General features: G+C 63.3%; 18 protein-coding genes. 5 read left to right on the top strand and 13 right to left on the bottom strand.

Going from position 1 to position 18,220, the window contains the following annotated elements:
* Positions 1 to 211: 211 nt before the first annotated feature.
* A complete protein-coding gene (clpS, locus tag WFP39_RS03125) occupies positions 212 to 616 on the top strand; it encodes an ATP-dependent Clp protease adapter ClpS (RefSeq protein WP_336917679.1) in 405 nt (134 codons plus the stop codon).
* Positions 617 to 639: 23 nt separating this feature from the next.
* Here clpS and WFP39_RS03120 read toward each other — a convergent pair whose 3' ends face one another.
* Complete coding sequence (locus WFP39_RS03120; RefSeq protein WP_336917678.1) at positions 640 to 1,689, bottom strand: hypothetical protein; 1,050 nt, start codon at positions 1,687 to 1,689, stop codon at positions 640 to 642.
* Between the two features lie 155 nt (positions 1,690 to 1,844).
* Here WFP39_RS03120 and WFP39_RS03115 point away from each other — a divergent pair, with 155 nt between their 5' ends.
* Together WFP39_RS03115 and lptG are read left to right on the top strand one after the other, a co-directional pair.
* Complete coding sequence (locus tag WFP39_RS03115; protein ID WP_336917677.1) at positions 1,845 to 3,113, top strand: LptF/LptG family permease; 1,269 nt, start codon at positions 1,845 to 1,847, stop codon at positions 3,111 to 3,113.
* Entirely contained in the window at positions 3,103 to 4,203 is a 1,101-nt protein-coding gene (gene lptG, locus WFP39_RS03110) for an LPS export ABC transporter permease LptG (RefSeq protein WP_336917676.1), read from the top strand. The genes WFP39_RS03115 and lptG overlap by 11 nt, the downstream gene beginning before the upstream one ends.
* Before the next feature lies 1 nt (position 4,204).
* Here lptG and WFP39_RS03105 read toward each other — a convergent pair whose 3' ends face one another.
* Positions 4,205 to 5,743 (bottom strand): MBL fold metallo-hydrolase, encoded by a 1,539-nt coding sequence (locus WFP39_RS03105; RefSeq protein WP_336917675.1) that lies wholly within the window; start codon positions 5,741 to 5,743, stop codon positions 4,205 to 4,207.
* A gap of 89 nt (positions 5,744 to 5,832) precedes the next feature.
* Entirely contained in the window at positions 5,833 to 6,897 is a 1,065-nt protein-coding gene (locus tag WFP39_RS03100; RefSeq protein ID WP_336917819.1) for a fatty acid desaturase family protein, read from the bottom strand.
* Between the two features lie 155 nt (positions 6,898 to 7,052).
* On the opposite strand from WFP39_RS03100, the gene WFP39_RS03095 reads away from it, so the two are divergent.
* Both WFP39_RS03095 and WFP39_RS03090 read left to right on the top strand, forming a co-directional pair.
* Positions 7,053 to 8,213, top strand: a complete 1,161-nt coding sequence (locus WFP39_RS03095) for an N-acetyltransferase (protein ID WP_336917674.1) — start codon at positions 7,053 to 7,055, stop codon at positions 8,211 to 8,213.
* Between the two features lie 299 nt (positions 8,214 to 8,512).
* Complete coding sequence (locus WFP39_RS03090) at positions 8,513 to 9,304, top strand: response regulator (RefSeq protein WP_336917673.1); 792 nt, start codon at positions 8,513 to 8,515, stop codon at positions 9,302 to 9,304.
* Between the two features lie 4 nt (positions 9,305 to 9,308).
* On the opposite strand, the gene WFP39_RS03085 is transcribed toward WFP39_RS03090, so the two are convergent.
* The 10 genes from WFP39_RS03085 to WFP39_RS03040 form a co-directional block, all read right to left on the bottom strand.
* The gene (locus WFP39_RS03085; RefSeq protein WP_336917672.1) at positions 9,309 to 10,664 is read right to left on the bottom strand and encodes an MATE family efflux transporter; all 1,356 of its coding nucleotides are present in this window, start codon (positions 10,662 to 10,664) and stop codon (positions 9,309 to 9,311) included.
* 22 nt (positions 10,665 to 10,686) lie between these two features.
* Entirely contained in the window at positions 10,687 to 11,688 is a 1,002-nt protein-coding gene (locus WFP39_RS03080) for an alcohol dehydrogenase catalytic domain-containing protein (protein WP_336917671.1), read from the bottom strand.
* A gap of 13 nt (positions 11,689 to 11,701) precedes the next feature.
* Positions 11,702 to 12,589 carry an MBL fold metallo-hydrolase gene (locus WFP39_RS03075; RefSeq protein ID WP_336917670.1) on the bottom strand — a complete coding sequence of 296 codons (888 nt, stop codon included), beginning with the start codon at positions 12,587 to 12,589 and terminating at the stop codon, positions 11,702 to 11,704.
* A gap of 23 nt (positions 12,590 to 12,612) precedes the next feature.
* Positions 12,613 to 13,731: an NAD(P)-dependent alcohol dehydrogenase gene (locus WFP39_RS03070; RefSeq protein WP_336917669.1), complete on the bottom strand. Its 1,119-nt coding sequence runs from the start codon at positions 13,729 to 13,731 to the stop codon at positions 12,613 to 12,615.
* A gap of 27 nt (positions 13,732 to 13,758) precedes the next feature.
* Positions 13,759 to 14,610, bottom strand: a complete 852-nt coding sequence (locus tag WFP39_RS03065) for an SDR family NAD(P)-dependent oxidoreductase (protein WP_336917668.1) — start codon at positions 14,608 to 14,610, stop codon at positions 13,759 to 13,761.
* Complete coding sequence (locus WFP39_RS03060; RefSeq protein ID WP_336917667.1) at positions 14,607 to 15,167, bottom strand: 2,4'-dihydroxyacetophenone dioxygenase family protein; 561 nt, start codon at positions 15,165 to 15,167, stop codon at positions 14,607 to 14,609. The genes WFP39_RS03065 and WFP39_RS03060 overlap by 4 nt, the downstream gene beginning before the upstream one ends.
* A gap of 13 nt (positions 15,168 to 15,180) precedes the next feature.
* Positions 15,181 to 15,717, bottom strand: a complete 537-nt coding sequence (locus WFP39_RS03055; RefSeq protein ID WP_336917666.1) for a 2,4'-dihydroxyacetophenone dioxygenase family protein — start codon at positions 15,715 to 15,717, stop codon at positions 15,181 to 15,183.
* A 13-nt stretch (positions 15,718 to 15,730) separates the two neighbouring features.
* Positions 15,731 to 16,264 (bottom strand): 2,4'-dihydroxyacetophenone dioxygenase family protein, encoded by a 534-nt coding sequence (locus WFP39_RS03050; RefSeq protein ID WP_336917665.1) that lies wholly within the window; start codon positions 16,262 to 16,264, stop codon positions 15,731 to 15,733.
* 81 nt (positions 16,265 to 16,345) lie between these two features.
* Positions 16,346 to 17,641, bottom strand: coding sequence for an MFS transporter (locus tag WFP39_RS03045; protein ID WP_336917664.1), 1,296 nt, complete (start codon positions 17,639 to 17,641; stop codon positions 16,346 to 16,348).
* A gap of 11 nt (positions 17,642 to 17,652) precedes the next feature.
* Positions 17,653 to 18,198, bottom strand: coding sequence for a VOC family protein (locus WFP39_RS03040; RefSeq protein ID WP_336917663.1), 546 nt, complete (start codon positions 18,196 to 18,198; stop codon positions 17,653 to 17,655).
* Positions 18,199 to 18,220 lie beyond the last annotated feature (22 nt).

The raw sequence follows: 18,220 nt of genomic DNA, 5'->3' as shown, positions 1-18,220 counted from the left end.
TTTACGAACTCTCCCTCGCCGGAATCTCTCCTCTCTCCCTTCCGGCGAAACGAGCGGGCCGGGCAGGCAACTGCCCGGCCCGTTTGCGTTGGCGGTCCCTCGCGCCATCCGCCACCCGACCAAGGGCCATCATGCGTGGGCGCCTGTCTCGCGGCAAAAATGCGCGCGCCATCTTGCACCTCGCATTGCCGATACGATATTTGAAGGCCCGATGACTTGCCCGTATGATCTCCATCTGCCGCCGCTGGCCGCCTTTCCCGTTTTCGCCGGGGACGATGATGATGCCGGTGATGGCGGCGGCGCAAGCGGTCCCGGCACCGGCGGACAGGTCGGCCTTGCCACCCGCACACGCACACGGCCCAAGAAGCCCAGCATGTACAAGGTGCTGATGCTGAATGACGATTACACGCCGATGGAATTCGTGGTGCTGGTGCTGAAACGCTATTTCCGGATGGATCTGGAACAGGCGACGCGGGTGATGCTCCACGTCCACCAGCGTGGCGTGGGCGTCTGCGGCATCTTCCCGCTCGAAGTGGCTGAGACCAAGGTCAACCAGGTGATGGACTTTGCCCGCCAGAACCAGCACCCGCTGCAATGCACGCTGGAGAAGGCGTGATTGCAGGGGGGTGGCAGCATCGGCTAAGAGGCTGGCCGAAGCGAAGGCACCCAGTTGGGGGGGAATGAATTGACAGGGGCCGCCGGTTCCGTCGTCGTCTCCGGTGCCGAACCATCCGGCGCAACTGGCGCAGCCGGATCTGGCGAACCTTGGCCATCGCCTGCTCCGTCTCCGGCTCCGTCCCCGGCTCCATCACCTGCTCCCTCTCCCTCTCCATCACTTCCCGGCGCAGGGGCCGCATCTTCCGGCTTCGTTGCCGGTGCAGGGGTCGGTTGAGCCCGGCTTGCTGCGATAGCTTCGATTGCAGCCGCCTCAATATTGTTCGACAGGCACAGTTCCACATAACCTTGGATGGCGCGCATGGCTGCCGCACGGCTGGTGTAGCTGTCAGGTAAGGCGCTGACATAAGCGCGTTGGCGATCTTCCACCATGCGGCCAACCACTTCGGGAGGAAGCGAGAACAACAGGCTACTGCCGGCATTCTGGATGGTGTCGTTGACCAGGGTAAACCCCAGCGGCGTCAGGCCCACCAATTGGCGCGAGGCATCCAGCACTTCCATTGCGGCCGCCGAAGCAGAGCCGAACAGTTGCGATTGGCGGCTCGCGGCATTTTTGGCTCGGTTCAGCCAGAATACCGCCTGCATGTAACCGCTGCAGCGGACATCCACGTAGTGTATACCGGCATCGACCACTGGGCGAAGATCGGCTTTAAGCGGAGCAGGGGGCGTGGCCTCGGCTGCACCTGCTTGACCGGCATTTGCCGCAGGGGCCTGATCTGCAACGGCAGCCGGGGTTTGTTCTTCTTCGGCAATCGGAGCTTCTGCCGGTGTTTCATCGTCAAGCTTCACACCAGCAAGAAGTGCGAACTGCCGGAAAATGGCATTCTGGGCCGCGACAAAATCTTCCACAGCTCCCAAGGCCAGCGCCGGACTGTTGGCGTTGTAGGCGTTCCAATGCTCGTTCACATTTGTGCACGCGCCCAGCAGCGCACACCCCGCGAGGGCAGCCAGTTTTTGCATGATTGATCCCCAAGACCGCCGGACCCCGATTCCGGCATGGGCAGAGAGTTTCATGAAATATCCTGCAGACAAAGCGGCAAATGTCCTGCACGTGGGTATTTTCGGCAATCCGGTGCATGACCTGCCCGCCATTCTGCGTTAAGGCGAGGTCATCCAGACTTTGCCGGAACGATCCGCTACCGCTTTCACGCCTGAACGAGACCTCCTCCTTGTCCCGCTTCATCACCGCCACCGACCGCTATATCTTCCGGCTCGTTCTGGTGCCGATGCTGGGCATTTTCGTGCTCGCCGCCAGCCTGCTGATGCTGGAAAAGATGCTGCGCCTGTTCGAATTCGTGTCCACTGAAGGCGGGCCGATCAACATTGTGTTCGAAATGCTCGTCAACCTCATCCCCGAATATGCCGGGCTGGCAATTCCGCTGGGGCTGATGCTGGGCATCCTGTTTGCCTTCCGCCGCTTGGCAATAACCAGCGAGCTCGATGTGATGCGTGCGGTCGGTTGGTCCTATTTCCGGCTGCTGCGTGTCCCCTATCTGATGACCATCGCGCTGATGGCGCTCAATTTCGCGATTGTCGGCTATATGCAGCCCAAGGCGCGCTTTGCGTATGAGGAGATGGAGTTCCGCCTGCAGTCGGGCGCGCTGGGCGCATCGATCCGGGTGGGCGAATTCAACACGATCGAGGACCGCATGGCGCTGCGGATCGAGGAAAGCCGCGATGACGGGCGGCAGCTCGTGGGCATTTTTGCCCGCGTAGCGAACGACAAGGGGCAGGTGTTGTCGATCTCCGCGCGCGAAGGGCGTTTCCTGGCCAATCGCGAAGACCGCAACACCATCATCCTGCGGCTGACCGACGGCACCATCATTCATGCCGTGCCCAATGGCAGCCCGCGCGTGCTCAGCTTCAGCCAGCACGATCTGCCGATCGATCTTCCCGCGCTCGAACGGTTCCGTGCCAGAGGCGAGGATGCGCGTGAATTCGTCATACCCGAATTGCTTGAAATCGGGTGGAGCCGCGATTCCACGGTCGAGGAACGGCAAAGCAGCCTTGCCAATTTCAATTACCGCATGGTGGAGGTAGTGATGATGATCATGCTGCCGTTGCTGGCGGTGGCGCTGGCGGTGCCGCCCAAGCGGTCGACATCGGCGCTGGGCATATTCCTGTCGATCGTGATCGTGGTCGCCTATCACAAGATCAACCAATACGGCGAAAGCGTGGCGCAGCTGGGCCGGGTCGATCCCTTCCTGGCGTTGTGGGGGCCGTTTGCGGTGCTCTTCTGCCTGATTGGCTGGATGTTCTACCAGATTGCCTTTGTCCCCGGCGGACAGCCCATCGGTGCTCTGGAAAATGTGTATGGCAAGCTGGCGCGCAGCGTGAAGAAGCTGCTGCGGCGCGGCGACCGGCGACGCGGGATAACCCATGCCGACGATGCGGATGATCCTTATCTTGCGGGGGAGAGCGCGCTTCGTGCTGCTTAATTTCTTCCCTTCGCGCCAGCTGACCTTCTACATCGGCAAGATGTTTGCGGTGCGCATTATCGCGGTGCTGGCCATGCTGGTGCTGGTGCTGATGATGCTCGACCTGCTCAGCCGCACGGGCGACATTCTGGCCTATGCCGGCAATGGCGAGGCGGAGCTGCTGCAATATGCCTCGCTGCGCATGCCGCAATTGGTGAAGCGCTTTCTGCCCTATTCGGTGCTGCTGGCCACCATCATCACGCTCGCCACGCTCAACCAGAACAGCGAAGTGACCGCGATGAAGGCGGCAGGCCTTTCCGCGCATCAGATTCTGGCACCGCTGCTGCTGGTGGCGGTGGTGGTGGCGGGCGCAAGCTTTGCCTTCAACGAGCGGGTGGTGACCCGCGCCACCGCTACGCTCAAGGCGTGGGAGCGGGTGGATTATGGCCCGATCCCAACTGATCCCGACATCCGCACCAATGTCTATTTCAACGATGGCAACGATGTGCTGATGGCGCGCGAATTGTCCGGGCAGGGCGCGGATACGGTGCTGACCGGGGTGACCTTCTACGAACGCGACGATGCCGGTATGATTGCGCGGCAGATTACCGGCTCGCGCGCCACCTATGCCAATCCCGGCTGGCTGCTGGAGGATGCGCAGATATTTTCGGTTGCCACGACGCAGACGGTTTCGGCCGATGGCCCGCTGCTGGTTGCACCGGGCACGACGCTCGATCAGGTGGCGCTGCGCCGGGTGGATGCCGACGCCGAAACGCTGGCGCAGCTTGCCGATTCCATCGCCGCGCTGAAGGCGGCTGGCCGCCGCACGGCGGAATTGGAGGGGCGCTGGTGGGCCAAGATATCGGGCCCGTTGTCCGCCATATTGATGCCCCTGCTGGGGGCGGTGGCGGGCTTTGGCCTTGCGCGCAGCGGCAATCTGTTCATCCGCGCGGTGATCGGCATGGCGCTGGGCTTTGCCTATTTCGTGGTCGAGAACGCTGCGCTCGCCATGGGCAGTTTCGGCGGATATCCGCCACTGCTTGCCGCATGGTCGCCCTTCGTGCTGTTCCTGCTGGTGGGCGAGACGGTGCTGATCCGCACCGAGGAATAGGTCAGCGCGGCTCCAGCGGCACCGCCCCCTCCGCATCATATTGCACGGGGCAGCCCATCACGAAGCGGCCGCCCGCCTCGGCGTTCCGGCAATATTCGACCGCTGCGGCAATCTGCCGACGGGTATTTGCGAACACCTGTTCTATCGGGACCGGGCCTGCGCCATGGACCGGCACATTGGTTTCGGGCGCAATCCTGTAATGGCGGATATTGGCGGCATAGGCGCTGCCCCACCAATGGAGCTGCCATGCTTCGTCGCCGAGGTCGCCTTCCAGCAAGATCCGTTCGGCGGGCAGATAGGCGAACACGGCATTGGGCATGTGGCTGTGTTCGATCACCCGGTAGATTTCCAGCCGCCGCGTCGCGTCTTCCAGCACCATATGTTCGTCCACAGGGGTGAAGCGCAGCGGATGCGGATGGCGGGCCAGCGCATCGGGGAACACCGTGGCGGGTCGCTCCACCATCTCGCGGATGATGCCTTCGTTGCCGCGGTGCGAGATCACTTCCAGCCCGCGTGAGACAGCGGCGCGCAGGCCGCCGGTATGGTCGAAATGGTGGTGCGACACGATCACGGCCTCCACGCGCTTGCCGGGGACAAGCGCGTTGGCTGCATCGATACGCAGCAGCGTCTGCGCCTCGCCGCCATAGGCTTCGAACATGACGAGGCGATTGGCAAACTCCACTACCGCGCCGCCTGCCCCGTTCACCCGCACATCCCAAACGCCCGGTGATAGCTGCGTGACTTGTGTCGACGGTGGCCGGACAGGCTCGGCCGCTATTGGCTGGGCAAAGGGTGGCAGTTGAGCGGCGGAGGCGTTCACCCGGTAGGAATCCACCTGAAACATCAGGTTCACCTGGCCGCGCCAGTCGAGAACCTGCATCAGGCCCATCGGCAATTGCACACCGTCGAACGGCAGATAGCCGGAAAACCACGCGGTGGTTGTCAGGTCGCCCAAATTGGGGTGCGGGGCCACCCAGCGGGTGAACCGGGGCAGGTGCGTAGCCGGATCCATGCCGATCCACGCCGGCGTGCGGTCGACCTGAAAGCCGACCACGATCAGCCCATCCTCCTGCGTCACCGCGCCCAACCTTGTATCCGGGTGCAGCGCAGCAAGCAAAGCGGGCAAAGGATGATCGAGCACCAGCTCGCCGGACTGCACGGTTTGGCGTCGCGGGAAATCCATTCCAAACAGGCCGGCAAACGGGAATTCCTGCCCCCAACGCTCCTGATAGAGCGCGCGGCCGCCGGGCAGATCGCGGGCGCCAAGATCGAATGTCCGCTGGACATCGGTGAGCTGTTGCCACTTGGTCGGGGCCATGGGATCGCCGGTGATATTGCCGCCGCCCTGGAAATAGGCGCGCTGGCCGAAACCGGTATAGACCACGCTGTCAAGCGATTGCAGCCGATCCAGCCCGCCCATCGCCTCTGCCGCGCGCATCAGCACGGCGCGGGGATCGTCCTGCGCCAGCGCGGGGCGCGTAAATCCGAATACGGCGCACAGGATCAGGCAGGCAGCGGCAAATATGCGGCGCATCGTCATGGCAATCCCCTCCCGGACATCTCTTGTGCGGGAGTAGACCAGCAAGCGCGCCGCTGTGCAACAGGGGCGCGGGAAGCGTGTAAAGGGGGTTAGCCGCGCCGCATCGTGCTGCGGGCAATCTTCGCTACCAACGGGATCATGCCCTTGTGGTTCGCGCCTTCATAGGTCGATCCGGCGCCCAGATGCGCGGAGATGCGGCGATGCGCTTCGTGCAGCGAGTGATAGGGCAGGCTGGGCAGCAAATGATGCGTGGCGTGGTAACGCAGGCCCACCGGCGCCCAGATCGCCGCCGACCAGTGCGGCACATTCACCGAATCGAGATATTGCGCGGTGGTCGACAGGCGATCGCCGTCATTCTCCCACAGATGCGCCACCAGCGTGCGCAACTGGTTGAACACTGCCACCAGCGAGGTGATCGCCATCGCGACCAGCAGCGGCTTCCACCCCAGCCAGAACGGCGTGGACATCACGAACAGTGCCCACAGGCTGGCCCCCGCCTGCTGCCAGGCGAACCAGCGGCGCTGCTCCGGTGTTTCGGGCGCGCGGCGGCGGAAGTCGGGATTGATCGACAGCGACGAACCGCGCTCCCACGCGAACGTGCGCACTGCTGGAAACACCACGCCCAGCGGCGCGAGCACACCCCAGCGGAAAAGCAGCGCGATCGGGGCGAGCGCGGCGATCAGGATGAAGGCGGGCAGGCTCCACGGCTTCATCAGCGCGAGCGGCAGATATTCGGGATCCTCCGCCGTGCCATATCGCATCCGCGAATGGTGGATCGTGTGCACCTGCTCATACATCAGGCTGGGGGTGAGCATCGGAATGCCGACCAGCAGGTTCCACGCCGTGCGAAAGCCGGGCAGGGCGTTGCGATGCAGATGGGTGATTTCGTGAATGAACAGCAGCGCCCGGTACAGCGCCATCACCGCCACCGCACCGCTCAGCACCGCCAGCCACAGCGGCTGGAACAGGATAGCGCCTGCCAGCGCGGCATATCCGATTGCGGCGGAAAGCAACATGTCGGGCCAGTAGATATCGGGCCGGGCCTTTGAAATGTCGCGGGTAAGCTCCGCCGCGGCGCGCAGCATGGCCATGTCGTCCGGAATGGCGGACTTCTTCGCCGGCGCGGCGCCGGCCGTGTCGATCGCAGTGGTCATGTTCATCGTGCGGCCTCTGGCCAAACCTTTGCATTTTCGCCTTGCATCCGCTTTGTCGCGGATCAAGGCCCTTATCCGGTTTCCCCGACGCTTGACATCGGCGCCCAAGCACACGCACTGAAAACGGCGCATGAACGCATGAGGAAACACGCAGCTTGACCGACAAAATAGATATCGCACCTGTATCCGGCAAGCGCGACCTCGATGCCTTTATCGATCTGTCTTATCGGCTGAATGCAAATGACCCCAATTGGGTGCCACCCCTGCGCGCCGATATGGTGGAATTGCTCACCCCCGGCCGCAACCCGTTTCACGATCATGCGCGCGTCCAGTATTTCCTTGCCCGCCGCGCCGGCCGCGTGGTGGGGCGCATTTCGGCGCATATTGATGAACTGGCACTGGCGCAGCCGGCGGAACAGGGCATGGGCCCCGGCACCGGCAATTGGGGGCTGATGGAGGCCGAGGACGAGGCGGTGATGCACGCGTTGATCGGTGCCGCCGAAAACTGGTTGCGCGAACAGGGCATGACACGCGTGGTCGCGCCGCTGTCCATGTCGATCTGGGAAGAGCCGGGCCTGCTCACCATGGGCCACGACCACCCCCCGATGATCATGATGGGGCATCATAACGCCGCCTATCAGGGATGGGTCGAGAGCGCGGGCGGTTATCAGGTTGCCAAGAAGCTTTACACCTACGACCTCGATCATGTGCGCGAAGGGTTTCCGGAGCTGGTCAACCGCATCGTGGCGATGGGAGAGAGAAACCCGCGCATCCGCATCCGCCGCGTGAACAAGGCCGATTTCGAGAATGAGGCGCAGATCATCATCCGCATCCTGAACGAAGCCTGGTCGAAGAACTGGGGCTTTGTTCCCTTTACCGAGCGCGAAAAGTCCTATGCCGGCAAGAAGCTGAAACCGATCATCCTCGAAGGCACCAACATGATCGCCGAACTGGACGGCGAACCGGTGGCCTTCATGATGAGCCTGCCCGACATCAACACCCGGCTGATCCACATGGGCGGAAAGCTTTACCCGTTCAACTGGGTCAAGCTGTTGTGGTGGCTGCGCAACCCCAAATGCGAGAATTTCCGCGTGCCGTTGATGGGCGTGGTCACCCGCCTGCAGAACAGCCGCATGGCCAGCCAACTCGCTTTCATGATGATCGAATATATCCGCCGCAGTGCCGCGGGGGATTACGGCGCACGCCGCGCCGAAGTCGGCTGGATCCTGGAGGATAATCAGGGAATGGTCGCGATTGCCGATGCCATCAATTCCAAGCCCAATCGCGAATACACGATCTGGTCCAAGAGCCTTTAAGGCAAAAGAAAAGGGCCACCGCTCGGGGGAACGGTGGCCCCAGAAAGCAAAAGAAAAGGGCCACCGCTCGGGGGAACGGTGGCCCTGGGGATCGTGTCACCGTCGGCTTGGACGGGAGGGGGGTGTCTCGGCGGTGACAAAGGGATAACGACGACCCCGCGGCCCGGTTCCCGCCGTGGGGCAACATTTTTATCATTGGCGATTTTGCCCCTCATCCGGCAAAATGCGCGCAAGCCGGGAACCGCAAGCTCAACAGCGCGTTACCGCCGGGTAGAGTTCAATCCGGGAAGGGACCCTTCATGTCGATCGGGGCTGAAATTGCCGCACACCTGCCATTCCTGCGCCGTTACGCGCGTGCGCTCACCGGCTCGCAGGCGACTGGCGACGCCTTTGTAAAAGCCACGCTGGAAGCCGCCATTGCCGATGCCGAGCTGGCGGAAAGCCTTCGCGGTGGGCGCGTGCCGCTCTACCGGGCGTTCAGCAAGCTGTGGGCGAGCGCTTATCTGGAACCCGTTGGCGATCCGCGCGGCGCATCGCTGCACGAACTGGCGGCGCAGAACCAGCTTGCCCGCATCACCCCGCCCGCGCGGCAGGCGCTGCTGCTCACCACGGTGGAGGATTTCAGCCTGGCCGAAGCTGCGCAGATCATCGACCAGGATGAAGACACGGTACGCGATCTCGTGGCCGAAGCGATTGCGGAGATCGACCGCGAAGCCGCCACCAGCGTGCTCATCATTGAGGATGAACCGCTGATCGCGATGCAGTTGGAAGATCTCGTTTCCTCATTGGGCCACGAGATTTGCGGCACTGCCGCCACCCGCACGCAGGCGGTCGAGGTGGTGGAACGCAATATGCCGGGGCTGGTTCTGGCCGATATCCAGCTGGCCGATGGCTCGTCGGGCCTTGATGCGGTGGACGATATCCTCGCCATCGCCGAAGTGCCGGTGATCTTCATCACCGCCTATCCCGAACGCCTGCTGACGGGCAACCGCCCGGAACCGACCTACCTCATCACCAAGCCTTTCCAGGAAGACACGGTGAAGGCGGCCATCAGCCAGGCGCTGTTCTTCGGATCCAGCCGCCCGCTTTGACGCGCTATCCTGTCGCATCGTCTTTGCGGCGGTGCGACAGGAAATACCACGCCAGCGCCATCGAGACCGTCCCGCCAAGCAGATTGGCGGCGAGTTCGGCACCGTAAACCGCGTCCGCGCCCCATACCGGGCGCAGAAGCAGCGCGAGCGGAATCATTACCATCGCCACCCGCGCAAGGGACAGCGCCAGCGCGGTGCCGGCATGATCGAGCGCATTGAACGCGCCATTGCCCATGATGAACAGGCCATAGGCGGCATAGCCCCACACCGCGATTTCGAGATAGCGCGCAGCCGCAGCCACCGTGGCCGCGTCGCTTGCGAACAGGCCTGCGAGCCAGAACCGCGCGAAATAGAGGATCAGCGCGGCGGCGATGCCGTAAATCACGCAGAACATGCCCGCCTGAACCATGGCAAGCCGTGACCGGTCCGGCTGCCCCGCGCCCCAGTTCTGCCCCACAATCGCCCCGATCGAGCCGGACAGCGCCAGCAGCGGCACCACGGCCGCAATCTGCAGCCGCCCGCCCACGCCAAAGCCCGCAATCGCTGCTTCGCCCGCGCCCGCCAGCAAGCCAGTCATCACCGCAAGGCCCACGGGATTGATCGAACTCGTCACCGCCGCAGGCACTGCCACACGTCCGACCGCACGCAGCGAAGGGCCAAGGTCGCCCCCCAGAAGGAGGCGCGGACGGAACGGCACCTCGCCATTGCGCACCAAATAGAGGCCCAACGCAGCGCCGATCACCCATCCGGCAACCGTGGCCCAGGCCGCGCCCGCAATCCCCATGCCCTCCCAGCCGAATATGCCGTGTATCAGAATTGGATCGAGCGCCCAGTTCGCGCCCGCAAAGCAGAGTGATATCAGCGTGCTCCTGGTGGCGGCGCCTTGCGCGCGCAAGACGCCGTTCATGCCCGATATCGCCAAGAGCAGCGGAAAACCCAGCGCATAGGGCAGCATGTAAAGGCTGATCTGCCGCAGCATCTCGCCATCCGCCCCCATCGCGCCGAACAACAGATCGTGCCCCAGCGCCAGCAAGGCCGCGGCAACCAGCCCGGTGGCAAGCCCCAGCACCACGCCCAAGGCAGCGCAGCGCAGCGCCCGTTCGCGGTCGCCCGCGCCAATCGCCCGCGCCACTACGGACGAGGTGCCCGCCATCACCCCCACGCCCACGCTGCCCAGCGCGGTGGACACAGGGAAGATGAAGCTCATCGCGGCAAGTTCCGTCGGCCCCAGCCAGCCGACATAATAGGCATCGACAAGCCCGATCGACATCATCGCGCTGACGCCCACCACCAGCGGCGCGGTCTGCCGCAGAAGATGTCCGGAAATCGAGCCGCGCGTCAGCCGCGCCTGCTGGCTCATCGTTTTGCGGGGAAGTGTGCCATCACGGCGCGATCATGACCTTGCATTGCTGCGTGCGATGCTTGAGCGCTTCGTATACCGCAGGCGTTTCGGCAAGCGTTATCGTGCCCGTCACCATGACGCGCGGGGTCACTGCGCCTGATTCCAGGGCTTTGAGCGCAGCCTCGTATTCCTGCACGGTGAAGAAGGCGGAGGTGACCAGCCGCACTTCCTTGCTCAGCATGGCAAAGGAATTGAAGGTGTCAGGCTTGGTGCACAGGCCCAGCAGCAGGATCGTGCCGCGCGGGCGCACCTGCTCCACGGCTTGCGCGATCAGGCCGGGCACGCCGACACATTCGAACACGATATCGGCCTTTCCGCCTAATGCTGTTTCAGCGCTGGCAACCGGATTGGCGGGATCAACCACAAAGGCATCCGCGCCCATCTCCAGCGCGCGTTCTTGCTGATAAGTGGCGATGTCCTGCACCGCCACGCGCGATGCCCCCAGCCGCCGCGCCCAGAAGGCGACCGCCAGCCCAATCGGCCCCGCGCCCAGCACCAGCACCTTGTCGCCTGTCTTCATGCCCGACAGGTTGATGCCATGCAGCGCCACGGCCAGCGGTTCGATCAGCGCACCGTCAGCCAGCGTCAGATCGGCGGGGAGGGGCACGCATTGATTGGGCCGGGTGACGGCATATTCGGCGTAGCCGCCGCCTTGCAGGCCAAAGCCGGTGCACCACTGCACTTCGCCCTTGCGGCAGGGTTCACACCCACCGCAGCTTCTGAGCGGGATGACGCTGACCAGATCGCCCACCTTTGGCCCGGTCGTATTCTTGCCCAGCGCCACCACTTCGCCTGCGAATTCGTGGCCGAGGATATCGCCGTGCTTGCAGCCATAGGCGGCATCCTCGGTCATGTGCAGATCGCTGCCGCAAATGCCGCAGCGACCGACCTTGACGACCAGCTCACCCTCGCCCGGCGTGGGATCGGGGATTTCCTCGAAAGCAAGCGGGGTGTGCAGGCCTTGGAAGGTGACGGCTTTCATCTTGTATGGCGTCCTATTCGGTCCAGATCGGCTGTTCGCCCTTGGCAACCTCGGTCGAGTTCACAAGGATGAAATTGCCGAGCACATCGATAGTGGTGGGGAAGGCGGCGCGCACACGCGCCTGCATATCGGCCGCGCTGCTGCTGGCGGCGACAAGACCCGGCCAGGCCGCCAGATAATCGCGGGTGAAACGCAGGCCGGAAATATCATCGGGCAGGCCGGGGCGCGCATGGCCTGCGACAACGATGGCAGGATCGAGCGCGAGCAATTGCTCCACCGTCTCGCTCCACGCCTGCACGGCGGCGGCATCGTGTTCGCCCAGCCACAAATGCACCTCGTTGAACACGATATCGCCGGGAAGCAACGCGCGGATTGCGGGGATCCACAAGGCAGTCGAATGGCGATGGTCACCCATCATCGGCCCCAGCACGCGCAATTCATGCCCTTCCAGCATCAGCACATCGCTGGTGAGCGCCTGCGGTGCGGAGGGGTAGGCCGGGCCGTTCGCGCCCAGCATCGGGCTCCACCGCGCGACCTTGAAGGGCAGGCTGCGCCAGATGTCGGCGACCACCGTGGGATGCGCCACCACACGGGCATTGGGGAAGGCTTCGGTCAGCACTTCCATCGCGAAGAAGTGGTCGGGATGGTCGTGCGTTACGAAGATGTGGGTGAGCTCTTTCCCGCTGTCGAGCACCATGCCCGCCACGCGGTGCGCATCGGCCAGGGTAAAGGGCGGATCGACCAGCACCGCCTCCCGCTCGCCCATGATGAGCGCGGAATTGACGTGGAGCGACCCTTCGCTGGTGCGCAGCACTTCGATGGTGAGGGGAGGGGCGGTTTCCTGCGCAGCAAGAGGTGCCGCCAGCAGCAGCGCCAGCAGCGAGAATAGCCATTTCACCATGCGTTCCTCCCCCTTGTGTGCGGCTACTCCGCCGCCATGCGCAGCACAGGCTTCACCACATGGCCCGCCTCGCTCGCCTCAATCGCCTCGTTGATCTCGTGAAAGTCGAAATGCCGGATCAGCCGGTCGAACGGGAAATTGCCCGCCACATGGTGGTCGAGCAGTTCGATCAGGAACGGCGCGCCGTCCGAATTGCCACCCAGAATACCCATCACCGTGCGCCCGCCGCCCATGAAGGCCGCTTCGTTGAAAGTCAGATTGTCGGCCGGGTCACTCGCCCCCACAATGCCGCAAATGCCCTTGGGCGCGAGCAGGCCCCAGGCATCCTCGATCACCTTGTTGATGCCCGTGGTGTCGAAGGCATAGCCAAGACCCTGCGGCACCAGCGCCTTGATCTGGCCGATGGCGTCATCCTTGGCATTGAAGGCATGTGTTGCGCCCAGTTCCTTCGCCAGTGCCAGCCGGTCGTCATTCACGTCCACCGCGATGATGGGGCTAGATCCCGCAATCTTCGCCGCCATGATCGCGGCCATACCCACGGTGCCTGCGCCAAACACGGCGATAGGCAGGCCTTCGCGCACCTGCATCGCGTTGAGCACCGCACCCGCCCCCGTCATCAATCCGCAGCCGATGGGGGCAATCATGTCGAGCGGGATGGAATTGAACCGTTCGGGCAGGACAATGGTGTTGCGTTCATGCGCAATGGCCTTGGTGGCAAAGGCGGACTGGCCGAAGAAATTGGCCGCCATCGGTGCGCCGTTATGGTGCATGGTGGGTGTGCCATCGGCGCGGCTGCCGCTCCAGTTGTGCGGGAAGAAATTGTAGCAATAGGTGGGCGCGTCCACATCGCAGCTGGGACAGTGGCCGCAGGAATTGAAGCTCATCACCACCCGGTCACCCGGCTTGGCAGATGTGACGCCGCTGCCCACGGCCTCGACAATGCCGGCGCCTTCATGCCCCAGCACCACGGGCAGCGGCACGGGCAATTGCGCGTCGCGCACGGCCAGATCGGTGTGGCAGATGCCGCAGGCGACAATGCGCACCAGGATTTCGTCGGGCGCAAGTTCAGCCAGTTCCACCGGCTCGATGGTAAAGGGATGGTCGTGTCCGCGGCAGATCGCAGCGTTTGCGGTGGTGGTCATTTTGCGTCCTCAATTCTGCAAACGGTTTCAGGTCAGCGGCTTGATCGGCCCCAACTGCATTCCCCCATCGATCATTACATGCGCGCCGGTCATGTAACTGCCCGCATCCGAAGCCAGCAGCAGCGCAAGCGGTTTTATCTGATAGGTTTCCGCCATGCGGCCCACGGGCACCAGCTCGTCCCATGCCTTCTTGGCCGCCGGGTTCTTCTTCACCCAGCCATCGCCGATATTGGTAACGAAGGGGCCGGGAGCGATGGCGTTCACGCGGATGCCATAGGCGGCCAGTTCATAGGCCGCATGGCGCATGAAGTGCTTCACGCCCGCCTTGGCCGCCATATAGGGCACGCCGACAATCGCCTCGTTCACCTCGGCCGCGTTGGAGCTGGTGATGACGATCGAGCCGCCGCGCCGGTGTTTGTTCGCCTTCATCACACGCGCGGCCTCGCGCACCGTGTGGAACACGCCGTTGAGATTGATGCCAATGCTCTTGTACCAGCGGTCGGGATCGTAAACGTCGATCTGCCCTTCGGGATTGCGCGTGCCTTCGGGCGTCCAGAAGCCGTTGCCGACATCAAGGCCCGCATTGGCGAAGGCCACATCGCACCCGCCATAGGCCGCGACATGGTGATCGAATGCGCGGGCAACCTCGTCCAGTTTCGACACGTCGCACACATCCCAGCGCGCCTCGTAACCCTGATCGACCAGCCGGGCGCATTCGCGCGCCGCGCCTTCGGCGTCGATATCGGTCAGCGTGACCTTTGCGCCCGCCTCGGCCAGTACTTCGGCATAGGCAAGGCCGATCCCGCTGGCCGCCCCGGTGACAAGTCCGGAGCGGCCCGACAGGTCAAACTGGTCGAGCGTCTTGGGCTGCCCACTCACAGATAGAGCTGCCGGTTGATCGGCAGTCCATGTTCCTTGCAGTAGTTTTCGTAGTGCGACATGAACCACCACACATCGAGCGTTTCGACGAAATTGCCGTTTTCGTCGTAGAACTCGTTGGCGCCCTGCATCCAGAAGAACGCTTTCATGCCGCCCGGCTCGTCGGTGACGAGCGTATGCGCGTGGCCCGGAAATTCGGTGATGAAATCGCCGGGGCCAGCGATCCAGTCATATTCCAGATAGCGGAACGTGCCTTCCAGCCCGATCGCCCACACCATGCCGCGGTGCTTGTGCGTGCCGATCACGCCGGGCGACTTGATCCACAGCACATTGGCATAGACATTGTTGCGCACATCGAAGGCGAGATGCCGAATGGCGGCGTTGTCGCCAAAGGGAACCCAGGGGCTCTCCTCCTCGGACTGCCCGACATAGGTGCCCGAAATGCAATACTGGTCCAGCATTGCCTTGTGCGGTTCGGGCACACTGACGATCTTGTAGGCACCGCTGGGCGGTGCCTTGATGCCGCCCAGGCTGGCGGGCTTTTCCTGCGTTGCCATGATGGCCCCTCCCTTACAGATACAGCTTGGGATTGGGCTTCATCTGGTGATCGCGGCAATGCGTTTCGTAATGGTTGATCATCCAGAACACATCGACCGTTTCGACAAGATTGGCATCGCCATCGTAGAAATCGATCGGGCCTTCCATCCAGCCGAACAGCTTGCATCCCTGAGGATGTTCGGTGACCAGCGTGTGGCTTTCCCCCGGCACTTCCAGGATCAGGCCGCCGGGGCTGGCAACCCAGTCATACTCCAGATAACGCACACTGCCTTCCAGGCAGACCATGGTGATGGTGCCGCGGTGGAAATGCGTGCCGATCACGCCCGGTCCCTTCACCCACAGGATGTTGGAAAACAGGTTGCGGCGTACGTCAAAAGCCAGGTGCTTGATCGCGGCGTTATCGCCAAAGGGCACCCATGGGCTGTCCACATCGGTCAGCGCATCGATATAGCGGCCGCCGGGCGAGGTTCGCTCGACAATCTCGCGATAGGGATAACCGATATCGACGATTTCGGCCTTGTCGCTGGGGGGCGCGGTCATGGTTGCCATTGGTAACTCTCCCTTACCTGATCAAACTATCGACATAGGCGGCACCGATGCCGACCTGTTCGTAATGGTCGCGGGCCATTTTCATGTAATCGAACACGTCGAAATGGCCCACCGTGTTCCCCTGTTCGTCCAGCCACATTAACGGGCCGGACACGACGAAAAATACCTTCATCGGGTCAGGGTGTTCATACGCGACGAGGGTATGGCTCTCGCCCGGTGTTTCATAGATGAAATCGCCCGCAGTGGCGGTCCAGTCGTGCTCCAGATAGGCCCATTTGCCGCTGATCGTGTAGGCCCAGATCGGCTTGGGGTGGTAATGCCGGTTCACGATGCAGGGCTTCTTCGCCATCAGCACATCGGCCCACATGTTCAGCGTGGGGCTGATCCAGACGGGCTTGGAATAGACATTCTCGACAATCGGCACCCAGTAACGCTCGTCCCCTTCGGCGATCTTGGCCATATAGGCTTCGGGCATCGCGCCGGGGCGCAGTGCATGGGGCACGGGCGGGGTGCCGGCCCATGGCTCGGTCGTGGGGGCTTCGGGCATTGTGCGCTCTCCGTTTCAGGCTCTCTCACATCCGGCCCCGTCTTGTGCGGGACTCGGCAGGATGGGGCACTCTAACAGGCGTTAGAGTGCCGGGGAAGCTTCGCCGCGCCGCGCCAGCACGGCGGGGGCGGTTTCCTTCAGGCCCATGGCGATAAAGCCGCTGACGATCGACAGGCCGATCAGCAGCCACAGGAAGCTGTCCATGCCAAAGGCATCATTCAACGCCCCGCCGATCACCGGGCCGAACACGCCGCCCAGCACTTCGCAGCTGCCCATGGCAAGGCCCAGCACGGTGGCGTGATGTTGCGGCTTGAAGGTCTCGGACGGGATCGTCGCCATGAAGATCGGGAACACGCCGTTCACCGCCCAGCCGACGAAGAAGATCGCCGCAAGGCCGATCGCCCCGCCTTCCCAGAACATCGCGCCCAGCGGGCCAAGCACGGCGAGGAAAGGCAGCCACACCATCACCGGCTTGCGGCCGATGTAATCGGAAAGACCGGCAATGGTGAAGGAATAGATCGCCGCCGCAATACCCAGCGAGCCCATGATCCAGCTCATCGTGGAGGGGTCATATCCCTTCACCGTGGTGAGGTAGAGCGGCATGAAGGCCCAGGTGGTGACGAAATGCGCCACCATCAGCACGCCCACCACCACGCAAATCCACATATTGCGCACCTTCATCGCCGCACCGACTTCCTTGAGGTAATCGGAGAAGGCCGCGCCAAGGCTCTGCTTGGGCTTGGGCGGGGCCTTGGGCATTTCCGGTTCGCGCAGCATGAACCAGATCATCGCGGCGGAAACGAGGCCCGGCACGGCGGCAAGGTAGAACGCCTCGCGCCAGCTGAACATGGTGGCAAACCACACCAGCACCACCGGCGCGGCAAAGCTGCCCAAAAGGTTGGAGCCAAGGTTCTGCGCCACGCCCTGCGCCAGCCCGCGCCGCTTGGGATCGACTTCGGAGGCGACCATCGCATGGCTGATCGGCATCACGCCGCCTTCAGCCGCGCCCATCAGCAGGCGGGCGGCGAACAGGAACAGGAAGCTGGTGGCTATCCCCGACAGGAAGGAACACAGCGAAAAGGCGACGGTGGCGATCACCAGCAGCAGTTTGCGCTTGCCCAGGCTGTCGGACAGGCGGCCCACGAAGAAGGCGGCAATTGCCCAGCTGAACGACAGGCCGCTCGCCAGCAGGCCGATCTGCGTCTGGCTCAGTTGCAGATCAGGTTCAACGAAGGGCATCAGCGCATTGAGCGCCTGCCGGTCGAAGAAGACGATTCCGAAATTGAGCGCCAGCAGGAACACCAGCAAGGTCTGGTAGGCGGGCGAATTCTTCATCCAGTTGCCGGTGGTTCCAGCATTATCGGGGGCATGAGCCATTTATCGGATCCTTACGCGAAGGGGCGGATGGGGTCGCGGCCGTCCCAGTTGCGGCTCGCTTCCCAGAAACGGGTGAAGGTTGCGTCCATGCCGGGGGTCACCGGCAGAAGTTCGATGAAGCCGGTGGCCGCACCGCTGCCATTGTCGAGATAGACCACCTCGCCGCCGGTGGGCACCGCGGCGCGATACGCCTCGTGCCAGCCGCGCTGCGCATAGGCGGCGACATCGGCTTCCACATCGGCGCAGGCAATGCCCATATGGTGATAGCCGTAGCCGCGCGTCTCGATCGTTTCGCGGTAGACCGAAGGATGATCATCCAGCGGCTGGATCAGTTCGATCATCATGTGCCCGGCAAAACCCATGGCGAGCGTCACATCGGCGCGGCTTTCCTGCCCGCGATAGGTCTGGCCGGGGACGAGCAGATGCGGCAGCACGAAGAACGGCCCGGCGCGCATATCGGCGGCCCATTGACGGATCGCCGCCTCCAGATCGGGCACGATGAAGGCGGTTTGCGCCACACCTCCCATTGGCTGGCCAAAGCCCAGCTCTTGCGTCACCCGCGAATCCTCCCCGAATTAT

It is taken from the genome of Alteraurantiacibacter lauratis, assembly GCF_037154155.1.
Classification (GTDB): Bacteria; Pseudomonadota; Alphaproteobacteria; order Sphingomonadales; family Sphingomonadaceae; genus Alteraurantiacibacter; species Alteraurantiacibacter lauratis.
The sequence above is the reverse complement of the archived record's forward strand: the minus strand, read 5'-3'. Positions and strand labels throughout refer to the sequence as shown.

Coding starts and splice junctions, on each gene's coding strand:
- clpS (WP_336917679.1), top strand. CDS start 212: ATGACTTGCCCGTATGATCTCCATCTGCCGCCGCTGGCCGCCTTTCCC.
- WFP39_RS03120 (WP_336917678.1), bottom strand. CDS start 1,689: ATGAAACTCTCTGCCCATGCCGGAATCGGGGTCCGGCGGTCTTGGGGA.
- WFP39_RS03105 (WP_336917675.1), bottom strand. CDS start 5,743: ATGACGATGCGCCGCATATTTGCCGCTGCCTGCCTGATCCTGTGCGCC.
- WFP39_RS03100 (WP_336917819.1), bottom strand. CDS start 6,897: ATGACCACTGCGATCGACACGGCCGGCGCCGCGCCGGCGAAGAAGTCC.
- WFP39_RS03090 (WP_336917673.1), top strand. CDS start 8,513: ATGTCGATCGGGGCTGAAATTGCCGCACACCTGCCATTCCTGCGCCGT.
- WFP39_RS03085 (WP_336917672.1), bottom strand. CDS start 10,664: ATGAGCCAGCAGGCGCGGCTGACGCGCGGCTCGATTTCCGGACATCTT.
- WFP39_RS03080 (WP_336917671.1), bottom strand. CDS start 11,688: ATGAAAGCCGTCACCTTCCAAGGCCTGCACACCCCGCTTGCTTTCGAG.
- WFP39_RS03075 (WP_336917670.1), bottom strand. CDS start 12,589: ATGGTGAAATGGCTATTCTCGCTGCTGGCGCTGCTGCTGGCGGCACCT.
- WFP39_RS03070 (WP_336917669.1), bottom strand. CDS start 13,731: ATGACCACCACCGCAAACGCTGCGATCTGCCGCGGACACGACCATCCC.
- WFP39_RS03060 (WP_336917667.1), bottom strand. CDS start 15,167: ATGGCAACGCAGGAAAAGCCCGCCAGCCTGGGCGGCATCAAGGCACCG.
- WFP39_RS03055 (WP_336917666.1), bottom strand. CDS start 15,717: ATGGCAACCATGACCGCGCCCCCCAGCGACAAGGCCGAAATCGTCGAT.
- WFP39_RS03050 (WP_336917665.1), bottom strand. CDS start 16,264: ATGCCCGAAGCCCCCACGACCGAGCCATGGGCCGGCACCCCGCCCGTG.
- WFP39_RS03045 (WP_336917664.1), bottom strand. CDS start 17,641: ATGGCTCATGCCCCCGATAATGCTGGAACCACCGGCAACTGGATGAAG.